The organism is Citrobacter sp. RHBSTW-00944 (genome assembly GCF_013615435.1).
Lineage (GTDB): Bacteria > Pseudomonadota > Gammaproteobacteria > Enterobacterales > Enterobacteriaceae > Citrobacter > Citrobacter braakii.
In genome coordinates this window covers 3,889,656-3,910,613 of record NZ_CP055418.1, presented here as the reverse complement: position 1 = coordinate 3,910,613, position 20,958 = coordinate 3,889,656, and the positions used below count along the sequence as shown (strand labels likewise).

General features: G+C 56.2%; 19 protein-coding genes. 12 read left to right on the top strand and 7 right to left on the bottom strand.

The annotated features are described in order from the left end of the window. Nucleotides 1-42: 42 nt before the first annotated feature. The 4 genes from HV334_RS18805 to HV334_RS18790 all read right to left on the bottom strand — a co-directional run bounded on the left by HV334_RS18805 (nt 43) and on the right by HV334_RS18790 (nt 6,064). The gene (locus HV334_RS18805; protein WP_016151950.1) at nt 43-315 is read right to left on the bottom strand and encodes a YceK/YidQ family lipoprotein; all 273 of its coding nucleotides are present in this window, start codon (nt 313-315) and stop codon (nt 43-45) included. A gap of 155 nt (nt 316-470) precedes the next feature. Then, nucleotides 471-1,724, bottom strand: a complete 1,254-nt coding sequence (locus HV334_RS18800; RefSeq protein WP_016151951.1) for an MFS transporter — start codon at nt 1,722-1,724, stop codon at nt 471-473. Nucleotides 1,725-1,776: 52 nt separating this feature from the next. Next, a complete protein-coding gene (locus tag HV334_RS18795; RefSeq protein ID WP_181220777.1) occupies nt 1,777-4,860 on the bottom strand; it encodes a beta-galactosidase in 3,084 nt (1,027 codons plus the stop codon). 121 nt (nt 4,861-4,981) lie between these two features. Continuing rightward, nucleotides 4,982-6,064: a LacI family DNA-binding transcriptional regulator gene (locus HV334_RS18790; protein ID WP_047497888.1), complete on the bottom strand. Its 1,083-nt coding sequence runs from the start codon at nt 6,062-6,064 to the stop codon at nt 4,982-4,984. Nucleotides 6,065-6,228: 164 nt separating this feature from the next. On the opposite strand from HV334_RS18790, the gene HV334_RS18785 reads away from it, so the two are divergent. The 3 genes from HV334_RS18785 (at nt 6,229) to HV334_RS18775 (ending at nt 8,075) form a co-directional block, all read left to right on the top strand. After that, nucleotides 6,229-6,837 (top strand): class I SAM-dependent methyltransferase, encoded by a 609-nt coding sequence (locus HV334_RS18785; RefSeq protein ID WP_181220776.1) that lies wholly within the window; start codon nt 6,229-6,231, stop codon nt 6,835-6,837. 429 nt (nt 6,838-7,266) lie between these two features. Beyond that, nucleotides 7,267-7,512 carry a YmjA family protein gene (locus HV334_RS18780; protein WP_053390019.1) on the top strand — a complete coding sequence of 82 codons (246 nt, stop codon included), beginning with the start codon at nt 7,267-7,269 and terminating at the stop codon, nt 7,510-7,512. 86 nt (nt 7,513-7,598) lie between these two features. Beyond that, nucleotides 7,599-8,075: a cold shock domain-containing protein gene (locus HV334_RS18775; protein WP_016151966.1), complete on the top strand. Its 477-nt coding sequence runs from the start codon at nt 7,599-7,601 to the stop codon at nt 8,073-8,075. 127 nt (nt 8,076-8,202) lie between these two features. Here HV334_RS18775 and HV334_RS18770 read toward each other — a convergent pair whose 3' ends face one another. Then, nucleotides 8,203-8,511, bottom strand: coding sequence for a putative quinol monooxygenase (locus HV334_RS18770; protein ID WP_019076121.1), 309 nt, complete (start codon nt 8,509-8,511; stop codon nt 8,203-8,205). Between the two features lie 135 nt (nt 8,512-8,646). Continuing rightward, nucleotides 8,647-9,459 carry a DNA-binding transcriptional regulator gene (locus HV334_RS18765; RefSeq protein ID WP_080860313.1) on the bottom strand — a complete coding sequence of 271 codons (813 nt, stop codon included), beginning with the start codon at nt 9,457-9,459 and terminating at the stop codon, nt 8,647-8,649. 194 nt (nt 9,460-9,653) lie between these two features. Here HV334_RS18765 and HV334_RS18760 point away from each other — a divergent pair, with 194 nt between their 5' ends. The 9 genes from HV334_RS18760 to mmuM all read left to right on the top strand — a co-directional run bounded on the left by HV334_RS18760 (nt 9,654) and on the right by mmuM (nt 19,832). Further along, nucleotides 9,654-11,318 (top strand): bifunctional 3-(3-hydroxy-phenyl)propionate/3-hydroxycinnamic acid hydroxylase, encoded by a 1,665-nt coding sequence (locus HV334_RS18760; protein WP_181220775.1) that lies wholly within the window; start codon nt 9,654-9,656, stop codon nt 11,316-11,318. 1 nt (nt 11,319) lies between these two features. Then, nucleotides 11,320-12,264, top strand: a complete 945-nt coding sequence (gene mhpB / locus HV334_RS18755) for a 2,3-dihydroxyphenylpropionate/2,3-dihydroxicinnamic acid 1,2-dioxygenase (RefSeq protein WP_016151972.1) — start codon at nt 11,320-11,322, stop codon at nt 12,262-12,264. Between the two features lie 39 nt (nt 12,265-12,303). Beyond that, nucleotides 12,304-13,170 carry a 2-hydroxy-6-oxonona-2,4-dienedioate hydrolase gene (gene mhpC / locus HV334_RS18750; protein ID WP_181220774.1) on the top strand — a complete coding sequence of 289 codons (867 nt, stop codon included), beginning with the start codon at nt 12,304-12,306 and terminating at the stop codon, nt 13,168-13,170. 9 nt (nt 13,171-13,179) lie between these two features. Further along, nucleotides 13,180-13,989, top strand: coding sequence for a 2-keto-4-pentenoate hydratase (gene mhpD, locus HV334_RS18745; protein ID WP_016151974.1), 810 nt, complete (start codon nt 13,180-13,182; stop codon nt 13,987-13,989). Continuing rightward, nucleotides 13,986-14,936 carry an acetaldehyde dehydrogenase gene (gene mhpF, locus HV334_RS18740; protein WP_181220773.1) on the top strand — a complete coding sequence of 317 codons (951 nt, stop codon included), beginning with the start codon at nt 13,986-13,988 and terminating at the stop codon, nt 14,934-14,936. The genes mhpD and mhpF overlap by 4 nt, the downstream gene beginning before the upstream one ends. After that, a complete protein-coding gene (gene mhpE / locus HV334_RS18735) occupies nt 14,933-15,946 on the top strand; it encodes a 4-hydroxy-2-oxovalerate aldolase (protein WP_016151976.1) in 1,014 nt (337 codons plus the stop codon). The genes mhpF and mhpE overlap by 4 nt, the downstream gene beginning before the upstream one ends. 68 nt (nt 15,947-16,014) lie before the next feature. Beyond that, entirely contained in the window at nt 16,015-17,226 is a 1,212-nt protein-coding gene (gene mhpT / locus HV334_RS18730; protein WP_181220772.1) for a 3-(3-hydroxy-phenyl)propionate transporter MhpT, read from the top strand. 274 nt (nt 17,227-17,500) lie between these two features. Then, nucleotides 17,501-18,904 (top strand): S-methylmethionine permease, encoded by a 1,404-nt coding sequence (gene mmuP, locus HV334_RS18725; RefSeq protein WP_181220771.1) that lies wholly within the window; start codon nt 17,501-17,503, stop codon nt 18,902-18,904. Continuing rightward, nucleotides 18,891-19,832 carry a homocysteine S-methyltransferase gene (gene mmuM, locus HV334_RS18720; RefSeq protein ID WP_181220770.1) on the top strand — a complete coding sequence of 314 codons (942 nt, stop codon included), beginning with the start codon at nt 18,891-18,893 and terminating at the stop codon, nt 19,830-19,832. Before mmuP ends, mmuM begins: the two co-directional genes overlap by 14 nt. A 69-nt stretch (nt 19,833-19,901) precedes the next feature. Here mmuM and fbpC read toward each other — a convergent pair whose 3' ends face one another. Then, nucleotides 19,902-20,948, bottom strand: coding sequence for a ferric ABC transporter ATP-binding protein (fbpC, locus tag HV334_RS18715; protein ID WP_181220769.1), 1,047 nt, complete (start codon nt 20,946-20,948; stop codon nt 19,902-19,904). Nucleotides 20,949-20,958 lie beyond the last annotated feature (10 nt).

Genomic DNA, 20,958 nt, shown 5'->3' with positions numbered 1-20,958 from the left:
TCGTGTGATGCCCGGTGGCGCAATGCTTACCGGGCCTACGTGTTAATCAACTTTCTTATACGGCCCGTGATAGTAATCAAACGGCGCATAAACCGTATCGGCCACGAACGATAACGGCACATCAACAAATAACAGCGCTAAATCGAAATAGTTATAATCGTAAGCGCCCGGGTTTTTTAGTTTATCAATATCATGGCGCATACCCACGTAATACGTATCTGAATCCTCGCCTGCCGTGCGCGCATCAATGCTGCCACATCCTGTAAGTAATACGCTGATAAAGAGCGTTGTTACCGCAACCGTCTTTTTGCTCATGCTATGACCTGGCTTCTCGCCCCGTTTTACCATAACGATAAAAAAGCGGCGTGTTGTCCTCGGAACTTAAACCACCAGGTCAGGACTCATCGTGTGAGGATGGCACATCGAAGGCCGGATAAACCACGTGAGTGGTGTATCCGGCAAAGAGGCTTTTACAGCGTGACGCTTTCGCGACGACGCAGCAGAGAAAACGGCCCCGGTCCACTTAGGGTAAATACGGAAATCAACGTGAAGCTCAGCGCAATTATCCCAAGCACCAGATACGCCCCCTGGAAACCAATGCTCTCATACATTTTTCCGGCCAGAACTGACATGAAAATCATTGCTAACTGTTTGAAGAAACAGAAGCACACCAGGTAAATTGTGGCCGAGAAGCGCACTTCAAACTGACTGGTGATGTATTTGAAGCAACCGACGATCAGGAACGGTATTTCAAACATATGCAGCGTTTTGAGAATGACGACCTCCAGCGCAGAGGTAGCGAAGGAGGAGCCGATGATCCGCACCGACATTATCGTACCGGCCAGCAGCAGGGCGTTCTTTCCGCCAATGCGGTTCACAATCAGCGGCGCAAAGAACATGATAGAGGCATTAAGTAATTCCCCCATGGTTGTGACGTAGCCAAACACACGGGTACCCTGTTCGCCGGTGGCAAAGAACGAGGTAAAGAAGTTGGCGAACTGCTGGTCAAACACATCATACGTACAGGAAACGCCGACCACGTACAGGGAGAGGAACCAGAGTTTCGGTTGTTTAAATAACTCCAGCGCCAGCTTCAGACTGAATGCCGAGTTGTTGGCGCCTACCGCATCCGCAACTTTTGCAGAAGAGGGGACCTCTGTTTTTGAAAAGAGCAGCAGCAATGCCAGAATGACCGCACAGCCGGAACCTAACCAGAAGACAAACTGGTTATTGATGGTGAACATAATCCCGGCAATTGAGGCGCACAGCGCCCAGCCCACGCAGCCAAACATGCGCGCGCGACCAAATTCAAAATTGCTTCGGCGGCTGGCTTTTTCAATATAGGCTTCAATCGCCGGGGCGCCGGCATTGTAGATAAAGCCAAGGTAAATCCCGCCGACAATCGAACCCAGTAAAATATTAACCTGTAATAACGGGCCAAAGACGTAAATAAAGAATGGGGCAAACATTACCAGCATTCCGGTAATTACCCACAGCAGGTGTTTACGCAGGCCAAGCTTATCGGAAAGCAGTCCGAAAACAGGCTGGAATAATAACGAAAATAGTGAAATACAGGCGAAAATGATCCCGGTGTCACCTTTACTGATATGGTTTACATCGTGTAACCAGATAGGGAAGAAGGGGAAATAGGCACCCATAATGAAAAAGTAAAAGAAAAAGAAGAAGCCGAACATCCAAAAGTTAGTGTTTTTCAAATAATACATAATGGACTTCCTTACGATGAATGCGGGCAGGGGGGAACCTGCCCGATTATTATTATTTTTGACCCCAGACCAGCTGGTAGTGGTAGCGTCCGGCACTCAGCAGGAACTCTGGTGAAACGGAAGGACTCCAGGAGTCGTCACCGCCCACGCCCATATGGAAGCCATCAATATTGACCCAGGTACCAGCCTCCGGTTGCAGCAGATGGCGGTGGCTGGTTTCCATCAGTTGCTTCTGGCTAAAGCGGCTGATGTTGAACAGGAAGTCCCCTCGCCATTGATGCGCGCCGTAGCGTAGCTCACGCGTGTTGCAGCGCAGACCGTTTTCGCCAGGGAAAACATACGGGGTGTACATCTCATCAAGTGACAAATCCCAACGATCAAAACAGGCGGCGCTCAGACGATCCGGGTAGTTCTCATGTGGGCCGAGACCTAACCAGTTCACGCGCTCAGCGACCTGCGCCAGCTGGCAGCTCAGGCCGATGCGGGCCGGATGTGGCGTGCCGCTGGCGACGTCGACATCCACCGTTATCTGCATCTCACCATTGCCGTCAATACGGTAGCTTTTTCGGCTGACGAACAGCGTTTCGCCCTGATACTGCCACGCATGTTCGGTGGCGATCAGTACCGCATGGCTTAGCGTGTCGGCAGCACAGTGCAGTAACGTTGCTTCGACCAGATAATGACCGGCGGCTTTCCAGCGTTCGACCCAGGCGTTAGGGTCGATGCGGGTTGACTCGCTCACGCCGATGTCGTTGTCCAGCGGCGCGCGGGTGAACTGGTCAGTAAGCGGGGTTAACAGCTGGGCTGCGTCGCCAATCCAGTACTGTGTCAGCAGGCCAGACTGACGGTCGAATTGCCAGCGCTTGTCGTTGATCTCAACAGTAAAGGTGTTTTCGCTCACGTTCAGCTGTGGTGCGGTACGGGCAGTTGGCCGTGGCGCCAGGCTGAGTTTCTCTTCCAGCTTCCATTGCTGCCAGGCGCTAATGTGCCCGGAATCTGACCATGCGGTGGCCTGAGGTTGCTCTACGCGTACCGTTAGCCATAACTGGCCGGCGGTTTCCGGCAGCGGGACATCTGGCAGGGTAATCACCTGGCGACTCTGTGGGGCGATATCCAGCACGATTTCTCCGGCGGCCAGCGGGTTGCCATCCTGGGCAATCGACCAGTGCAGAACTTCGTTATCGCTGTGGCGGAACAGATATTCGCTGGTTATTTCAATCTGGCGTTTGGGTCCCGGCAGCAGCGTAAACTGGAAAAACTGCTGCACATGTTTGGCCTCGTATAATGCCGGATGCGGGGTGCGATCGGCGAACACCAGGCCGTTCATGCAAAACTGACGATCGTTAGGCGTGTCGCCAAAATCACCACCGTAGGCAGACCATGCCTTGCCGTTCTCATCATATTTAATCAGCGACTGATCTACCCAGTCCCAGACAAACCCGCCCTGTAGGCGCGGAAATTGACGGAACGCTTGCCAGTATTTGGCGAAGCCGCCAAAACTGTTGCCCATGGCGTGGGCGTATTCGCAGAGGATCAGCGGACGCTGCTCGCCAGGCATCGACAGCCACTTTTTAATCGACCATTTGGGTACCGCGGGGAAGGGCTGATCCTGATCGACGCGGGCGTACATCGGGCAAATAATGTCGGTCGCCGTGGTATTTGCGCCGCCGCCTTCATACTGTACCGGGCGGGACGGATCTTCTGATTTTATCCAGCGGTAGAGCGCGTCATGATTGGAACCATGCCCGGATTCATTGCCCAGTGACCAGATGATGATGCTCGGGTGGTTGCGATCGCGTTGCACCATGCGCGTGACGCGCTGGCTCATGGCTGGCAGCCACGCGGGATCGTCGGTGAGGCGATTCATCGGCACCATGCCGTGGGTTTCAATGTTGGCTTCGTCGACCACATACAGGCCGTAGCGATCGCACAGGGTGTACCACAATGGATGGTTCGGGTAATGGGAGCAGCGCACGGCGTTAAAGTTATTCTGCTTCATCAGCAGAATATCCTGCACCATCGTCGCCTCGTCCATCACCTGACCGTTGACCGGATGGTGCTCATGACGGTTGGTGCCGCGAATCAACAGCGGCTTACCGTTGAGTAACAGCAGGCCGTTTTCAATACGAACCTGACGAAAGCCGACATCACAGGCTTCCGCTTCAATCAGCACTCCGTCAGCGGTACGTAACTGGACCACAGCGCGGTACAGATTAGGCGTTTCGGCACTCCACAGCGCCGGGTTTTCGACGTTCAGACGCAGGGTAACCCGATCATGATAAGCGCCGCGTTCATCAATAATTTCGCTGCCGAGCGGGGAAGTCGTTTCGTGAGTGAGCGTTTCACCGTCCCACAATTGCAGGGTGACGCGTAAATCTTCGCACTCGTTGCCCGTCACTCTGACTTCTGTTTCCAGCGTGGCGCGGCTGAAATCGTCGTTAAAACGGGTGTTAATGCGCAGGTCGCGGATTTGCGTAGTGGGCTTATGCAGCAAAGATACATCGCGAAAGATCCCGCTCATGCGCCACATGTCCTGGTCTTCCAGATAACTGCCGTCGCTCCAGCGCAGCACCATCACAGCCAGGCGGTTTTCGCCTGGCAGCAGATAATCGCTAAGATCGAATTCAGACGGCAGGCGGCTGTCCTGACCGTAGCCAACCCAGCGACCATTGCACCACAAATGAAACGCGGAATTCACCCCGTCAAAAATAATGCGCGTCTGACCTTCATCTAACCACGCGTCTTCGATACTGAATGTGAGCGAGTAACATCCTGTCGGATTCTGCGCTGGAACGTACGGGGGGTTAACCGGGATCGGGTAGGTGACGTTGGTATAAATTGGCGCGTCGTAACCGTCCATCTGCCAGTTAGAGGGGACGTTGATAGTATCAGCCTGTGGCAGATCGCTTGTCAGCCAGCTTTCCGGCACGGCCTCAGGCGCGGAAAACCAGGCGAACTGCCACTTGCCATTCAGCGAGCGTAACTGAGTTGATCGCTGATTGGTGCGCGCATCATCCGCTGAGCGCCAGCTACAAAACGGCGGGTGCGCCTCCAGACGGTTGAGCTGCGTGATGCCGGGATTTTCCCAGTCACGGCGGGCCAGTACAGCGGAGAGTGAATCTGTGTTCAGGTTCATAACGGTATCCTGTTTGAATTTGTTATTCGCTCACAATTTCAATCAAAATACGAATAAGCGATCCCAACTGTAAAGGATGGGGCGCTCAATGAGTGAACTGACTCACACAATTGTTATGCGTTCACAATTTGGGTGTGAGCTGCGAAACTTGCCGCGCTAGCTGGATCAGTGAGTCGGCCAGCACCTGGGGTGAGAGGGTTTGCGTATCGGGAGGCAGAACCGTATTGCGCTTAACCAGGGTTACGGGCAGCAGTTGGTTGCCCACGCTTGAGGTCCCACGGGGAAGTTGCAGCAGTCTGTCGACGCTGGTTTCACCCAGTAACGGAAAATCCTGCCTGATGGTGGTCAGTGGTGGGATGTAGCAGGCGCTGTCTTCGGTGTCATCGTAGCCGATCACCGAGATATCAACCGCCACCCGCAGACCGAACTCGCTGATCGCCCGCATCGCGCCCAGCGCCATTTGATCGTTAGCGACCAGCATGGCGGTGGGGAGATTACCACCATTAAGCATATGCAGCGTTTGCTGAAAACCTGACATCGCGCTCCAGTCGCCTTCCAGCTCCGCGGTGGGTTGCAACTGGTAGTGCGCCAGATATTTATGCCACCCCGCATGGCGAAGTCTTGCCGAAACCGAAGTGTGTGGCCCGCTCAGCAGGGCGATACGCTGATGCCCATGCTGCACCAAATGTTCAACGCCGAGACGTGCGCCGTCGTCATGGGAGAAAATCACGCTGTTAATTGGCGTCTGATCAGAGACATCGAGAAACAGCACCGGCACCGTACCGCAGGCGGCAGCCACGGCAATGGCGTCTTCTTCATCCAACGGGTAGTTGATGATAAGCCCGGTTACGCGTTGAGAAAGCAGGTTGTGGACTGCGGCTTTACATGCCTCAACGCCGCTACGTTCGACCATGGCGATCACCACGCTGGCCCCGGACTGGTCGGCGCGGGATTTTATGGCGGCAACGATTTGCGAGGGGGCGTGCAGGGCAAGGTTCGCCGTCACGACGCCAATCAGCGGCGTCTGTTTGCCCGCCAGCTGCTGTGCGACACGGTTGGGGATGTAATTGAGCTCCGCCATCGCGGCCTCAACTTTCTGTCGGGTTTTTGCGGAAACGTGGCTGGCCTGATTCACGACGCGCGAGACGGTCTGGTAAGAGACTCCTGCATGGTCTGCCACATCGTATAGCGTTACCGGTTTCACGTTTATCACCCCTGTCATGACGTTATCTGCGCGCTATGATGCCACAGCGGGACGGTTTTGGGGTATTTGCGCATTGGTTCTGCGAGGCGCATTCCAGGGTTGCGGATCGTGTGCTGGAGGATTTATCGTCGTGATGCTTAACAGAATAAAAAAGTGAGGACATCGTGAGCGACTCTGCGGCAAACAACATTCTGTCCATCTACCAACGTCATGCGGAGGCCTTTGCCAGCCAGCGTTCACGCGCACTGTTCGAGAAAAACTGGCTGGATAAGTTCATCACCGTGATGGGCGGGCAGGGCAGCATTGTGGATATTGGCTGCGGCAACGGTCAGCCGATTGCTGGTTATTTTATTCAGCAAGGCTTTCCGCTTACGGGAATTGATGGTTCTGCGGCGATGCTGGCGCGGGCCCGGCACTCTTTTCCCGCACAGCGCTGGCTGGAGCAGGATATGCGCGAGCTGGGACTTAACGAGACTTTCGATGGTCTGATCGCCTGGGACAGCTTTTTCCATTTAACTCAGCAGGATCAGCAAAAGATGTTCCCGATTTTTGACCGACTCAGCCGTCCCGGCAGCGCGCTGATGTTTACCAGCGGGACGGAAAACGGTATCGCGATGGGGCAATTTGAGGGCGAGTCGCTGTTTCACGCCAGCCTCGCGCCGGATGAATACCGAGCATTGCTGTCAGCGCACGGTTTTGTGGTGGTAGAGATGGTGATGGAAGATCCGCACTGCGCCGGGCATACCATCTGGCTGGCGCAAAAACGTGGCTAATCGCCGCCAAAGGTGATGCGCTGTGTGGCGTTACGGATTTGCGTGATGTTCATGGTGTTTGCTCCACATGTTGGGTCAGTGGTGTCATCGTAGACTGTTACCCAGAAGATGAATGTGGGCAAATGGGCGACTAGCGATGAAATTGGGCCAATAGCAGATGGCAGAGATCGATAATGTAATTAGAATTAAAGTAATTGAATATTTCCTTTGCGACTCTTTATTTAATTCGCAGCCATTATCTCGTACTGAAAAAAACGTCATTTAAATATGGGCTGATTTATTAAATACGAAGCGACTCCAGAAAATAGTGTTTATATGCAACGTATTGCAGCCAATAAAACAGATCGCGAACCATGAAATAAGAATGCTATCATTCACACCAGACGCGGCAGGCAACTGCTGGCACACGCATTTACCCCGGAGCACCCGATGAACAACGACATTCCGCTAAAATTTTATGATATCGCCGACGAATACGCGACTGAAGCTGCAAAGCCGGTGAGCGATACAGAACGCGACGCACTGGCACACTACTTCCAGCAGTTGATCACTCGTTTGATGAACAATGAAGAGATCAGCGAAGAAGCGCAGCAGGAGATGGCAACCAAGGCCGGAGTCGACGCACAGCGTATCGATGATATCGCGGAGTTCCTCAATCGTTGGGGTAACGAGTAGCCAAAGACATGGCCTGTGTTTTACACTGCGCGCAAATTGAGTAGGTATACTCTACAAGTAATAGGTTTAATCAGGCGGAAACAGCAATGAACGGAACAATCACAACGTGGTTTAAAGATAAAGGCTTTGGATTTATCAAAGATGAAAACGGCGACAACCGCTATTTTCATGTGATTAAGGTTGCTAATCCTGAGCTGATCAAGAAAGACGCGGCGGTGACCTTTGAGCCCACCACTAACAACAAAGGCTTATCTGCCTACGCGGTAAAAGTCATACCCGACAGCAAATACATCTATATCGCGGGCGAGCGTCTGAAGCTCACGGCGATCAAGTCTTACCTGGTCTACAGCGAAGAAGTCCCTGCTGAGACTCGTATCGACAAAGAAAATGCGGTGCTGTCCGTTGGTGTGCTGATGAACAGCATCCGACCGAAATCAGACGTGAAGCCTGGTGAAATGCGCACGCTGAAAAAGCTGGCCATCACCACCTTCCAGGGCACGACGCTGATCTTCTCGGAAGATGAAATCGACATCGACGAGACGGTGAAACTGCTTAAGGTCTGAAGCCCTTCAGAGTGAATGAAAACCGAAATCCTGCTCTTTTCAGAAGCGGGGTTTCGGTTTTTTTATGCGTATTTTTGTCAGAAGGGAATATCCATTTGAGCCAAATAGCAAATTCCATTCTGTTTTTTTATTTTGACGAGGCACCTGGAATTACCACGTCATCCATCAGTATGTAACGTGCTTCCTGGCGCGTGTATTGATCGATTAACGGCACAAGTCGCCGGAAATGCTCACTGGCACAATGTTCATCGAGAGCCGCGTGGTTTGGCCATTCTTCGATAAAAATAAAATGCCCCGGATCTTTTTCATCAATATAGAGGTCATAAGCAATGCATTGCGGTTCTTTCTTCGTCGCCGATATTAGCTCACGGTACAAAGGGAGAACGGTTTCAATATACTCAGGTTTGATGAAATCTTCGGCAATGACCTTTAACATGCAGCCTCCTGGCAGAAAACGAATGCACACTATGTGATGAAGATATATTTAGGGCAAGACGCCACAGTGTTATATCGGTTGGTGAGTGAGTTATCTCAGCTATTAATCCGATGATCCGCTTAACTGTGATCCATCTCACCTCCCGGCAACCAAAATCTCCTGCGACTCAACGCCGTCCTCTATCTGTTTCGCCACCTTTTGTAAGGCCGGAAGATGTTTTTCCGCGGCCTGTTCGATGGTCATGGCGCTGGCCATATACACCAGATTCAGGCAGCCGATCACCCGCTGTTCACTGCGAATGGGGACGGCGATGGAGGCGATTTTCTCCTCCTGATCCCAACCGCGAAAGTTCTGGCCAAAACCGTCTTTTCGCGCACGGCTCAAAATGGCGTCGAGCTTCAGCGGTTCGCGCGCCAACTGGAACTCATCTCCTGGTCGTGAAGCCAGCATTTCAATCAGTTCCTGACGTTCATTCTCCGGGCTAAATGCCAGCCAGGTCAGGCCGGATGCGGTTTTCAGCAGCGGCAAACGACGCCCGACCATCGCCCGATGAAACGACAGGCGGCTGAAGCGATGGGTGGTTTCACGCACCACCATCGCGTCCACATCCAGCGTGGAAACGTCGGTCGGCCAGATGACCTCGCGCAGCAAATCTCCCAACAGCGGGGCGGCGAGCGCAGAAATCCACTGCTCGTCACGAAATCCCTCACTGAGCTGACGGACCTTAATGGTTAAGCGAAAGCTGTCATCGGACAGACTGCGCCGGACGTAACCCTCATCCTGCAGGGTTTCCAGTAGTCGCCTGACCGTGGTGCGGTGCAGGCCGCTCAGCTCTGCCAGCAGGCCAACGCTGGCCCCGCCGTCGAGGCGATTTAACATATTTAATAACATTAGTCCGCGCGTTAACCCGCGCACGGTTTTGTATTCGGTACTGTCGTCACTTTTCATATTTATTGATAAATCTACAGTTAAAACAACGTTGTGCACTTAGTGCACATTCAGGCATGTTTTGATTGTAGCGCAAAAACTCACTTCTATACTGACCGCACAATAAAAAATTATTCACATTCTTTTAACAAAAAAAACAATTGCGCCTCACCAGGGTCTGCAATTGCATTTTGTCCGAGTAGTGAGGTTCTGAAATGACAACAATAAATCCAGATATCCAACCCGCTGTGCAGCACACCGTGCAGGTAGCGATTGCCGGAGCCGGTCCGGTAGGGCTGATGATGGCGAACTATCTTGGCCAGATGGGCATTGAGGTGCTGGTGGTGGAGAAGCTCGATACCCTTATCGACTATCCTCGCGCCATCGGCATTGACGATGAAGCGCTGCGCACCATGCAGTCCGTCGGTCTGGTCGAAAATGTTCTGCCGCACACCACGCCGTGGCATGCGATGCGCTTTCTCACCCCGAAAGGGCGCTGTTTTGCTGATATCCAGCCGATGACCGACGAATTTGGCTGGTCGCGCCGCAACGCGTTTATTCAGCCGCAGGTGGATGCGGTGATGCTGGAAGGGCTGTCGCGTTTTCCCAACGTGCGCTGCCTGTTCTCCCGCGAACTGGAAGCCTTCAGCCAGCAAAATGGTGAAGTGACGTTGAACCTGAAAGCGCCGGATGGCCAGCGTGAAACGGTGAAAGCTCAGTGGCTGGTGGCCTGCGACGGTGGGGCCAGCAACGTCAGGCGTTCGCTGAATGTGCCATTTGAAGGCAAAACCGCGCCGAATCAGTGGATTGTGGTGGATATCGCTAACGATCCGCTCAGCACGCCGCATGTGTATCTGTGCTGCGATCCGGTGCGCCCGTATGTCTCCGCCGCGCTGCCGCACGCGGTGCGCCGCTTTGAATTTATGGTAATGCCAGGGGAAACCGAAGCGCAGCTCAGCGAACCGCAGAATATGCGCCAGCTTTTGAGCAAAGTGCTGCCGAACCCGGACAACGTCGAGCTGATCCGCCAGCGCGTATATACCCATAACGCACGTCTGGCCGAACGTTTTCGCATTGACCGCGTGCTGCTGGCGGGCGATGCGGCGCACATTATGCCGGTCTGGCAGGGGCAGGGGTACAACAGTGGCATGCGCGATGCTTTCAATCTGGCGTGGAAACTGGCGCTGGTGATTGAGGGCAAAGCCGGTGATGCGCTGTTGGATACCTACCAGCAGGAGCGCCGCGACCATGCCAAAGCGATGATCGATCTCTCGGTGACCGCAGGCAACGTACTTGCGCCGCCGAAACGCTGGCACGGCGCGGTGCGCGACGGGGTTTCCTGGCTGCTGAACTACATTCCGCCGGTCAAATGCTACTTCCTTGAAATGCGCTTTAAGCCGATGCCGCAGTACCACGCCGGGGCGCTGGTGCGTGAAGGCGACGCGAAAACCTCCCCCGTTGGCAAGATGTTTATCCAGCCGAAGGTAACGCTGGAATCAGGTGAAGTGACGCTGCTCGACAACGTCATCGGACCGAATTTCGCGGTGATCGGTTGGGGCTGTAACCCGCTGTGGGGCATGAGCGAGGCGCAGATCCAACAGTGGCAGGCGCTGGGGACGCAGTTTATCCAGGTGGTGCCGGATACACAGATACAAACCGATCAGGATAACCACGACGGCGTTACCCGCATTGGCGATAAGCAAAACCGCCTGCGCACGTGGTTTGCCCAGCACAACGCCGCGCTGGTGGTGATACGCCCGGACCGCTTTGTGGCCGCCATCGCCATTCCGCAAACCCTGGGTAATACCCTGAATAAACTGGCGTCGGTGATGACGCTCACCCGCGTTAATGCCCACATTCCCGCTGAAAAGGTGGCCTGATATGCACGCTTATCTTCACTGTCTTTCCCACTCGCCGCTGGTGGGTTACGTCGACCCGGCGCAGGCCGTGCTCGACGAGGTTAACGGTGTGATCGCCAGCGCCCGAGCACGTATTGCGGCGTTCGACCCTGAACTGGTGGTGCTGTTTGCCCCCGATCACTACAACGGATTTTTCTACGACGTGATGCCGCCGTTCTGTTTAGGCGTAGGCGCTACGGCGATCGGCGATTTCGGTAGCGCGGCGGGGGAACTGCCGGTGCCGACAGATCTCGCTGAAGCCTGCGCCCACGCGGTAATGAAAAGCGGCATCGATCTCGCCGTGTCCTACAACATGCAGGTCGATCACGGCTTCGCGCAGCCGCTGGAGTTTTTGCTCGGCGGTCTGGATAACGTGCCGGTGCTGCCAGTGTTTATTAACGGCGTCGCCACGCCGCTGCCGGGCTTTCAGCGTACCCGCATGCTCGGTGAAGCGATTGGCCGATTCGCCAGCTCGCTGAATCAGCGTGTGCTGTTTTTAGGCTCCGGCGGCCTGTCGCATCAGCCGCCGGTCCCGGAGCTGGCGAAGGCTGATGCCCATATGCGCGACCGCCTGCTCGGCAGCGGCAAACAACTACCTGAAAACGAGCGCGAGCTGCGCCAGCAGCGGGTGATCAGCGCTGCTGAGAAGTTTGTGGCCGATCAAAACACGCTGCATCCGCTTAACCCTGTCTGGGATAACCGCTTTATGACGCTGCTTGAGCAGGGGCGTTTGCAGGAGCTGGACGCGGTCAGTAACGAAGAACTGTCCGCGATGGCGGGCAAATCAACGCACGAAGTTAAAACCTGGGTTGCTGCCTTCGCCGCTATTTCTGCCTTTGGCAACTGGCGCAGCGAAGGCCGTTATTACCGCCCGATCCCAGAGTGGATCGCTGGATTCGGCTCCCTGAGCGCCACCACACAGAACTGAAACAGAACTGAAACAGAACTGAATATGCAGGAGAACATCATGACTTACCAACCGCAAACCGAAGCCGCAACCAGTCGTTTTCTGCAGGTGCAGGAAGCAGGCGAAACGCTGCGCGTGCATTTCAATGACTGTGGGCAGGGCGAAGAGACCGTCGTGCTGTTGCATGGATCTGGTCCGGGTGCGACGGGCTGGGCGAACTTCAGCCGCAATATCGATCCGCTGGTGGAGGCTGGATACCGGGTGATCCTGCTGGATTATCCTGGCTGGGGCAAAAGCGATGGCATCGTTAACCGCGGTTCGCGATCCGATCTTAATGCTCGCATCCTGAAAAGCGTGGTCGATCAGTTGGATATTCAGAAAATCCATCTGCTGGGCAACTCGATGGGGGGCCACAGTGCCGTGGCGTTCACCCTGAGCTGGCCGGAGCGTGTTGGCAAGCTGGTGCTGATGGGCGGCGGGACGGGGGGCATGAGCCTGTTTACCCCGATGCCGACCGAAGGCATCAAGCGCCTGAATCAGCTGTACCGCGAACCGACCATCGAGAACCTGAAGCTGATGATGGAGATCTTTGTCTTCGACACCAGCGACTTGACCGAGGCGCTGTTTGAGGCGCGTCTGAATAACATGCTGTCGCGTCGCGATCACCTGGAAAACTTTGTCCACAGCCTTGAAGCCAACCCGAAACAGTTTCCGGATTTCAGCCCGCGCCTGGGGGAAATCAAAGCCCAGACCCTGATTGTCTGGGGACGCAACGACCGCTTCGTGCCGATGGACGCCGGCCTGCGCCTGCTCTCCGGGATTGCCGGGTCTGAGCTGCACATCTACCGCGACTGCGGGCACTGGGCACAGTGGGAACATGCGGATGCTTTTAACCAGCTGGTGCTGAACTTCCTCGCACGCCCTTAAGGAACGGACATGACGAATCTTAATCTTGAGCAGTTAGCCGCCGATTTACGTCAGGCTGAGGAAAAAGGGGACGCTATCGCCCCGTTGCGTGAACTGATCGGCGTGGATAACGCCGAAGCGGCCTACGCCATTCAGCGTATCAATGTGCAGTATGACGTGGCGCGAGGGCGTCGCGTCGTCGGGCGCAAAGTGGGGCTGACGCACCCGAAAGTGCAACAGCAGCTGGGCGTCGATCAGCCGGACTTCGGCACGCTGTTCGCCGACATGTGCTACGGCGACAACGACACCATTGCGTTTGCCCGCGTGCTACAACCGCGTATTGAAGCGGAGATTGCGCTGGTGCTGAACCGCGATCTGCCCAATGCCGATACCACCTTTGACGAGCTGTACAACGCCATCGAGTGGGTGCTACCCGCGCTGGAAGTGGTCGGCAGCCGTATTCGCGACTGGTCGATCAAGTTTGTTGATACCGTGGCGGATAACGCCTCCTGTGGCGTGTATGTGGTCGGCGGCCCGGCACAACGTCCGGCAGGATTAGATCTGAAAAACTGCGCGATGAAAATGACGCGCAATAACGAAGAGGTTTCCAGCGGGCGCGGTAGCGAATGTCTGGGACATCCGATCAACGCCGCCGTGTGGCTGGCGCGCAAAATGGCCAGCCTCGGCGAGCCGCTGCGTGCCGGGGACATTATTCTCACCGGGGCGTTAGGCCCGATGGTGGCGGTGAATGCGGGCGATCGTTTTGAAGCCCATATCGACGGTATTGGTTCAGTTGCCGCCACCTTTTCAGCGGCGGTTACAAAAGGAAGTCAGTCATGAGTAAGCGTAAAGTCGCCATTATCGGCTCTGGCAACATCGGCACCGATTTGATGATTAAAATTCTGCGTCACGGCGTACGTCTGGAGATGGCGGTGATGGTGGGGATTGATCCGCAATCCGACGGTCTGGCACGCGCCCGGCGTATGGGCGTTGCCACCACCCATGAAGGGGTGACGGGGCTTCTTGCGATGCCAGAATTCGCTGACATCGACATCGTGTTTGATGCCACCAGCGCGGGCGCGCACGTGAAAAATGACGCCGCGCTGCGCGCCGTAAAACCGGGGATCCGTCTGATTGACCTGACGCCCGCAGCGATCGGCCCGTACTGCGTCCCGGTGGTGAATCTGGAGGCCAACGTTAACCAGCAGAACGTCAATATGGTGACCTGCGGCGGGCAGGCGACCATCCCGATGGTGGCGGCGATTTCTCGCGTGGCAAAAGTCCATTACGCCGAAATTATCGCCTCGATCGCCAGTAAATCTGCGGGACCGGGCACCCGCGCCAATATCGACGAGTTTACCGAAACCACCTCGAAGGCGATTGAAGTGGTGGGGGGCGCGGCCAAAGGCAAAGCCATTATCGTACTTAACCCGGCTGAGCCGCCGCTGATGATGCGCGACACGGTGTATGTGTTGAGCGAAGCGGCCTCTCAGCTTGAAGTTGAAGCGTCGATTAATGACATGGCGGCGGCGGTGCAGGCGTATGTGCCGGGCTATCGCCTGAAACAGCGCGTCCAGTTTGAAGTCATCCCGGAGGATAAACCGGTGAATCTGCCGGGTATTGGTCAGTTTTCCGGGCTGAAAACCGCGGTGTATCTGGAAGTGGAAGGGGCGGCGCACTATTTACCCGCCTACGCGGGCAACCTCGACATTATGACTTCCAGCGCGCTGGCGACCGCTGAGCAGATGGCGCAGTCACTCACCCGTCAGGCAGGAGAAGCAGCATGAACGGTAAAAAACTCTATATCTCTGACGTGACCCTGCGCGACGGTATGCATGCGATTCGTCACCAGTATTCGCTGGAAAACGTACGCCAGATTGCCAAAGCGCTGGACGACGCGCGGGTTGATTCCATTGAGGTGGCCCACGGCGACGGTTTACAAGGTTCCAGCTTTAACTACGGCTTTGGCGCGCACAGCGATCTCGAGTGGATTGAAGCGGCAGCAGACGTGGTCAAACACGCAAAGATCGCCACGCTGTTGCTGCCGGGCATCGGCACTCTTCATGACTTGAAAAACGCGTATCAGGCCGGCGCGCGAGTAGTGCGCGTGGCGACCCACTGCACCGAAGCGGACGTGTCGGCCCAGCATATTCAGTACGCGCGTGAGCTTGGCATGGATACCGTCGGCTTTCTGATGATGAGCCATATGACCACGCCGGAGAATCTGGCGCAGCAGGCGAAGCTGATGGAAAACTACGGCGCGACGTGTATCTACGTGGTCGATTCTGGCGGGGCGATGAATATGAGCGATATTCGCGCCCGCTTCCGCGCCCTGAAAGCGGTGCTGAAGCCGGAGACAGAAACCGGAATGCATGCGCATCACAACCTGAGCCTCGGCGTGGCGAACTCGATTGCCGCGGTGGAAGAGGGCTGCGACCGTATCGACGCCAGCCTGGCGGGTATGGGCGCTGGCGCGGGCAACGCGCCGCTGGAAGTGTTTATCGCCGCTGCGGATAAGCTCGGCTGGCAGCACGGCACCGATCTGTATGCGCTGATGGACGCCGCCGACGATCTGGTGCGTCCATTGCAGGACCGTCCGGTGCGGGTGGATCGCGAAACGCTGGCACTGGGCTATGCCGGGGTGTACTCCAGCTTCTTGCGTCACTGCGAAGTGGCGGCGGCGCGTTATGGCCTGAGCGCGGTCGATATTCTGGTTGAGCTGGGCAAACGCCGAATGGTGGGCGGCCAGGAAGATATGATCGTCGACGTGGCGCTGGATCTGCGCAATAGCAAATAAAAATGATTACGCGGCTGGCAACGTATCAGCCGCGACTCACCTGCATCGTGACCTCTGAGGTACATCTTATGACTACCCGTACCCCCACATCTTACCGCCTGACGTTAACCGTCGGGCTTTGCTTTTTAGTTGCCCTGATGGAAGGGCTGGATCTACAGGCCGCCGGGATCGCTGCCGTCGGTATCGCCCAGGCGTTTGCGCTGGATAAAATGCAGATGGGCTGGATCTTCAGTGCGGGCATTCTCGGACTGCTGCCCGGCGCGCTGGTGGGCGGCATGCTGGCCGATCGCTATGGGCGCAAGCGCATTCTTATTGCCTCCGTGGCGCTGTTCGGTCTGTTCTCGCTGGCGACGGCGATTTCCTGGGATTTCTCGTCGCTGGTGTTTGCCCGTCTGATGACCGGCGTCGGGTTGGGCGCGGCGTTGCCGAATCTGATCGCGCTGACCTCCGAAGCGGCGGGCCCGCGTTTTCGCGGTACGGCGGTGAGCCTGATGTACTGTGGCGTGCCGATTGGCGCGGCGTTAGCGGCGGCGCTCGGGTTTAGCGGTCTGGCCGCCGCCTGGCAAACGGTGTTCTGGGTTGGCGGAGTGATCCCGCTGCTGCTGGTGCCGTTGTTGATGCGCTGGCTGCCAGAATCACAGATTTATGCCCAGCAAACACAGGTGGCCGCCGCGCCGTTGCGCGCCCTGTTCGCACCTGCTACCGCGACAGCCACGCTGCTGCTGTGGCTGTGCTATTTCTTCACCCTGCTGGTGGTGTATATGCTGATCAACTGGCTGCCGATGCTGCTGGTGGAGCAGGGCTTTCAGCCCTCGCAGGCGGCTGGCGTGATGTTTGCTCTGCAAATCGGTGCGGCCAGCGGCACGTTAATTCTCGGGGCGTTAATGGACAAACTGCGCCCGGTGGTCATGTCGCTTCTGATCTACACCGGGATGTTGGCTTCGCTGCTGGCGCTGGGGACGGTGTCGTCATTGAGCGGTATGCTGATGGCTGGATTTGTGGCGGGGATGTTTGCCACTGGAGGACAAAGCGTGCTGTATGCGCTGGCTCCGCTGTTTTACAGCACGCAGATCCGCGCGACAGGCGTGGGTACCGCCGTCGCCGTTGGGCGTCTGGGGGCGATGAGCGGCCCGCTGCTGGCAGGAAAAATGTTAGCGCTCGGCACTGGAACGGTAGGCGTGATGGCAGCTTCTGCGCCGGGCATTTTACTGGCAGGGCTGGCGGTATTTTTCCTGATGAGCCGTAAATCGCAGATGCCGATCCCGACCAGTGGCTCATAAACAATCGTTCGGTTGTATGAGTGGGGAGATACGGTTCCCACTTCCGGGTGAACGCCAGCCGGCGATGACGTTGCCAGAGTTTATGTAAAGCCTGGCAACGGAGGCGTTATGAGCTGGCGGCCCTTTTTATATTTGATAATTAACCCCCACCCGATATTAAGCGCCCGGCGCGGTCATCTGCGTCTGGTGCAGGGTTGACTTTGCATTGTGTTAACAAACGCGGTATAACACACCTTCTTTGGATGTTTAGATGTCCATACGTTTGGAAGGTTATATGCAAACAACACAACAAAATGCGCCACTCAAGCGCACGATGAAAACGCGTCACCTGATTATGCTCTCCTTAGGCGGCGTGATTGGCACAGGGTTATTCTTCAATACCGGCTACATCATCTCCACTACCGGGGCCGCGGGAACGCTGCTGGCCTATCTGATTGGCGCGCTGGTGGTCTGGCTGGTTATGCAGTGTCTGGGCGAGCTGTCGGTCGCGATGCCGGAGACCGGGGCGTTTCACGTCTATGCCTCGCGCTATCTCGGCCCGGCGACGGGGTATACCGTGGCCTGGCTCTACTGGCTGACCTGGACCGTGGCGCTTGGTTCGAGTTTTACCGCTGCCGGATTCTGTATGCAGTACTGGTTTCCGCTGGTGCCGGTATGGGTCTGGTGCGTGGTGTTCTGTGTGATTATTTTTGGCCTGAACGTTATCTCCACGCGCTTTTTTGCCGAAGGGGAGTTCTGGTTCTCGTTGGTGAAAGTGGTCACTATCATCGCCTTTATTATCCTTGGTGGGGCGGCGATTTTTGGCTTTATCCCGATGCAGGATGGCTCGCCCGCGCCGGGGCTGAGTAATATCACGGCGGAAGGTTGGTTCCCGCATGGCGGCTTACCGATCCTGATGACTATGGTGGCGGTGAACTTTGCTTTTTCGGGAACTGAGCTTATCGGTATTGCCGCCGGTGAAACGGAAAATCCGCGCAAGGTGATCCCGGTGGCGATTCGTACCACCATCGCGCGACTGATTATTTTCTTTATCGGCACCGTGTTTGTGCTGGCGGCGCTGATCCCGATGCAGCAGGCGGGCGTGGAGAAAAGCCCGTTTGTGCTGGTGTTTGAGAAGGTAGGTATTCCGTACGCCGCCGATATTTTTAACTTCGTGATCCTGACAGCCATTCTTTCTGCGGCGAACTCCGGGCTGTATGCCTCCGGGCGCATGCTCTGGTCGCTGTCGAATGAACGTACGCTGCCAGCCTGTTTTGGGCGAGTAACGAAAAACGGCGTGCCGCTGACGGCGCTGTCGGTCAGTATGCTCGGCGGCGTACTGGCGCTGTTTTCCAGCGTGGTGGCCCCGGACACGGTATTTGTCGCGCTGTCGGCAATCTCCGGGTTTGCGGTGGTGGCGGTGTGGCTGAGCATCTGCGCCTCGCACTTTGTTTTTCGCCGCCGTCATCTGCAACAGGGTAAGGCATTGAGTGCATTACATTATCGTGCGCCGTGGTATCCGCTGGTGCCGGTATTGGGATTTGTGTTGTGCCTGGTGGCCTGTGTAGGGCTGGCATTCGATCCAGCGCAGAGAATTGCGTTGTGGTGCGGGTTACCGTTTGTTGCGTTGTGCTATGGTGCATATTTCCTTACTCAACCCCGTAACGCAAAACAGGAGCCAGAACATGTCGCAGAATAATCCGTTACGCGCTCTCCTTGAGAAACAGGATGTCCTGTTACTGGATGGCGCGATGGCGACGGAGCTGGAAGCGCGAGGGTGTAACTTAGCCGACAGCCTGTGGTCAGCCAAAGTGCTGGTAGAAAACCCGGAGCTTATCCGCGAAGTGCATCTTGATTATTACCGGGCGGGGGCGCAATGCGCGATCACCGCCAGCTATCAGGCGACACCGGCGGGCTTTGCCGCGCGTGGCCTGGATGAAGCGCAGTCGAAAGCGCTGATTGGCAAAAGCGTGGAGCTGGCGCGTAAAGCGCGTGAAGCGTATCTGGCAGAGAACCCGCAAGCGGGCACGCTGTTGGTGGCGGGATCTGTCGGACCTTACGGCGCGTATCTGGCGGACGGCTCTGAATACCGTGGCGATTACCAGCGCAGCGCCGAGGCGTTCCAGGCGTTTCATCGCCCGCGCGTGGAAGCATTGCTGGATGCCGGGGCCGATCTGCTGGCCTGCGAAACTCTGCCGAATTTTGTCGAGATTGGCGCACTGGCTGCGCTGTTGACCGCGTACCCGCGTGCGCGTGCCTGGTTCTCATTTACTCTGCGTGACAGCGAGCACCTGAGCGACGGTACGCCGCTGCGTGACGTGGTCGCGTTGCTGGCGGATTATCCGCAGGTGGTGGCGTTAGGCATTAACTGCATTGCGCTGGAAAACACCACCGCTGCGTTGCAGCATTTACACGGCTTAACGGCGCTGCCGCTGGTGGTGTATCCGAATTCGGGCGAGCAGTACGATGCCGCGAGCAAAACCTGGCATCATCACGGTGAGTCTTGTGCGCAACTGGCGGATTATCTGCCACAGTGGCAGGCCGCTGGCGCACGATTGATTGGCGGGTGCTGTCGCACCACGCCTGCGGATATTGCCGCGTTAAAAGTTCAAGTTCAGGCCCGATAAGACGTAAGCCGCCATCGGGCATTTTTGCCGGATGGCGATACGGTATGAACCGGAAACATGGGTAACACTTTATGCCGCATCCGCCAGCACAAACATGCCGTACGGATGGATTTCGAGATAATACTGCTCGCCGACGTCCGGCTGCAGACGCGTAGCGTTGACCTGCAATAAAATCTCCTGTCCGTGCCACTCCACCGTGACCTCATATTGGGGTCCCATATACGCGACGTGGCGGATCACGCAGCGCTGGCTCTCTTCGCCGCGGTCGCTGAGGGTGATCGCTTCCGGGCGCACGCCTACCATGCCCTCGCCTTGATCGCTAAAGTGCAGTGGGCGCGGCAGATGATAGCCGTAGATATCAACGTATCTGTCGCTGAAGGTGGCCGGGAACAGGTTGGCATCGCCCATAAAGCTCGCCATAAAGCGGGAGGCGGGCTGGCGATAGAGATCCTGCGGCGAGCCGATCTGCATGATGTGTCCCTTGTTCATCACCAGTACGGTATCGGAAACCGCAAAGGCTTCGCTTTGATCGTGGGTGACGTACAGCGAGGTGATATCAAACTGCTTTTGCAGCTCGCGGATTTTGTCGCGCATGCTGCGACGCAGGTTGGCGTCCAGGTTACTTAACGGTTCATCAAACAGCAGCACTTTCGGTTTGAGGATCAACGCACGGGCCAGCGCCACGCGCTGCTGCTGACCGCCGGAGATCTGATCGACAAAGCGGTCTTCAAATCCTTCCAGATCCACCATCGCCAGCGCCTCTTTGACGCGGGTTTTCACCTCCGCGCGCGACACGCCGAGCATCTTCAGGCCATAACCGATGTTCTCCCCTAACGACATGTGCGGGAACAGGGCATATGACTGAAACACCATACAGATATCGCGCTGCTGAATAGAACGATGGGTAACGTCTTCGCCATCAATGAAAATTTGTCCTTCGCTCGGTTTTTCCAGCCCGGCAACCAGACGCAAGATGGTGGTTTTACCGCAGCCGGACGGGCCGAGCAGCGTTACCATTTGCCCCTGCGGAATGGTGAGGTTGATATTGTCGATAACCGTGTTGCTGCCAAATCGTTTAGTGACGTTGCGCAGTTCAACGAAATTTTTCTGAGTCATAGTGCGCTCC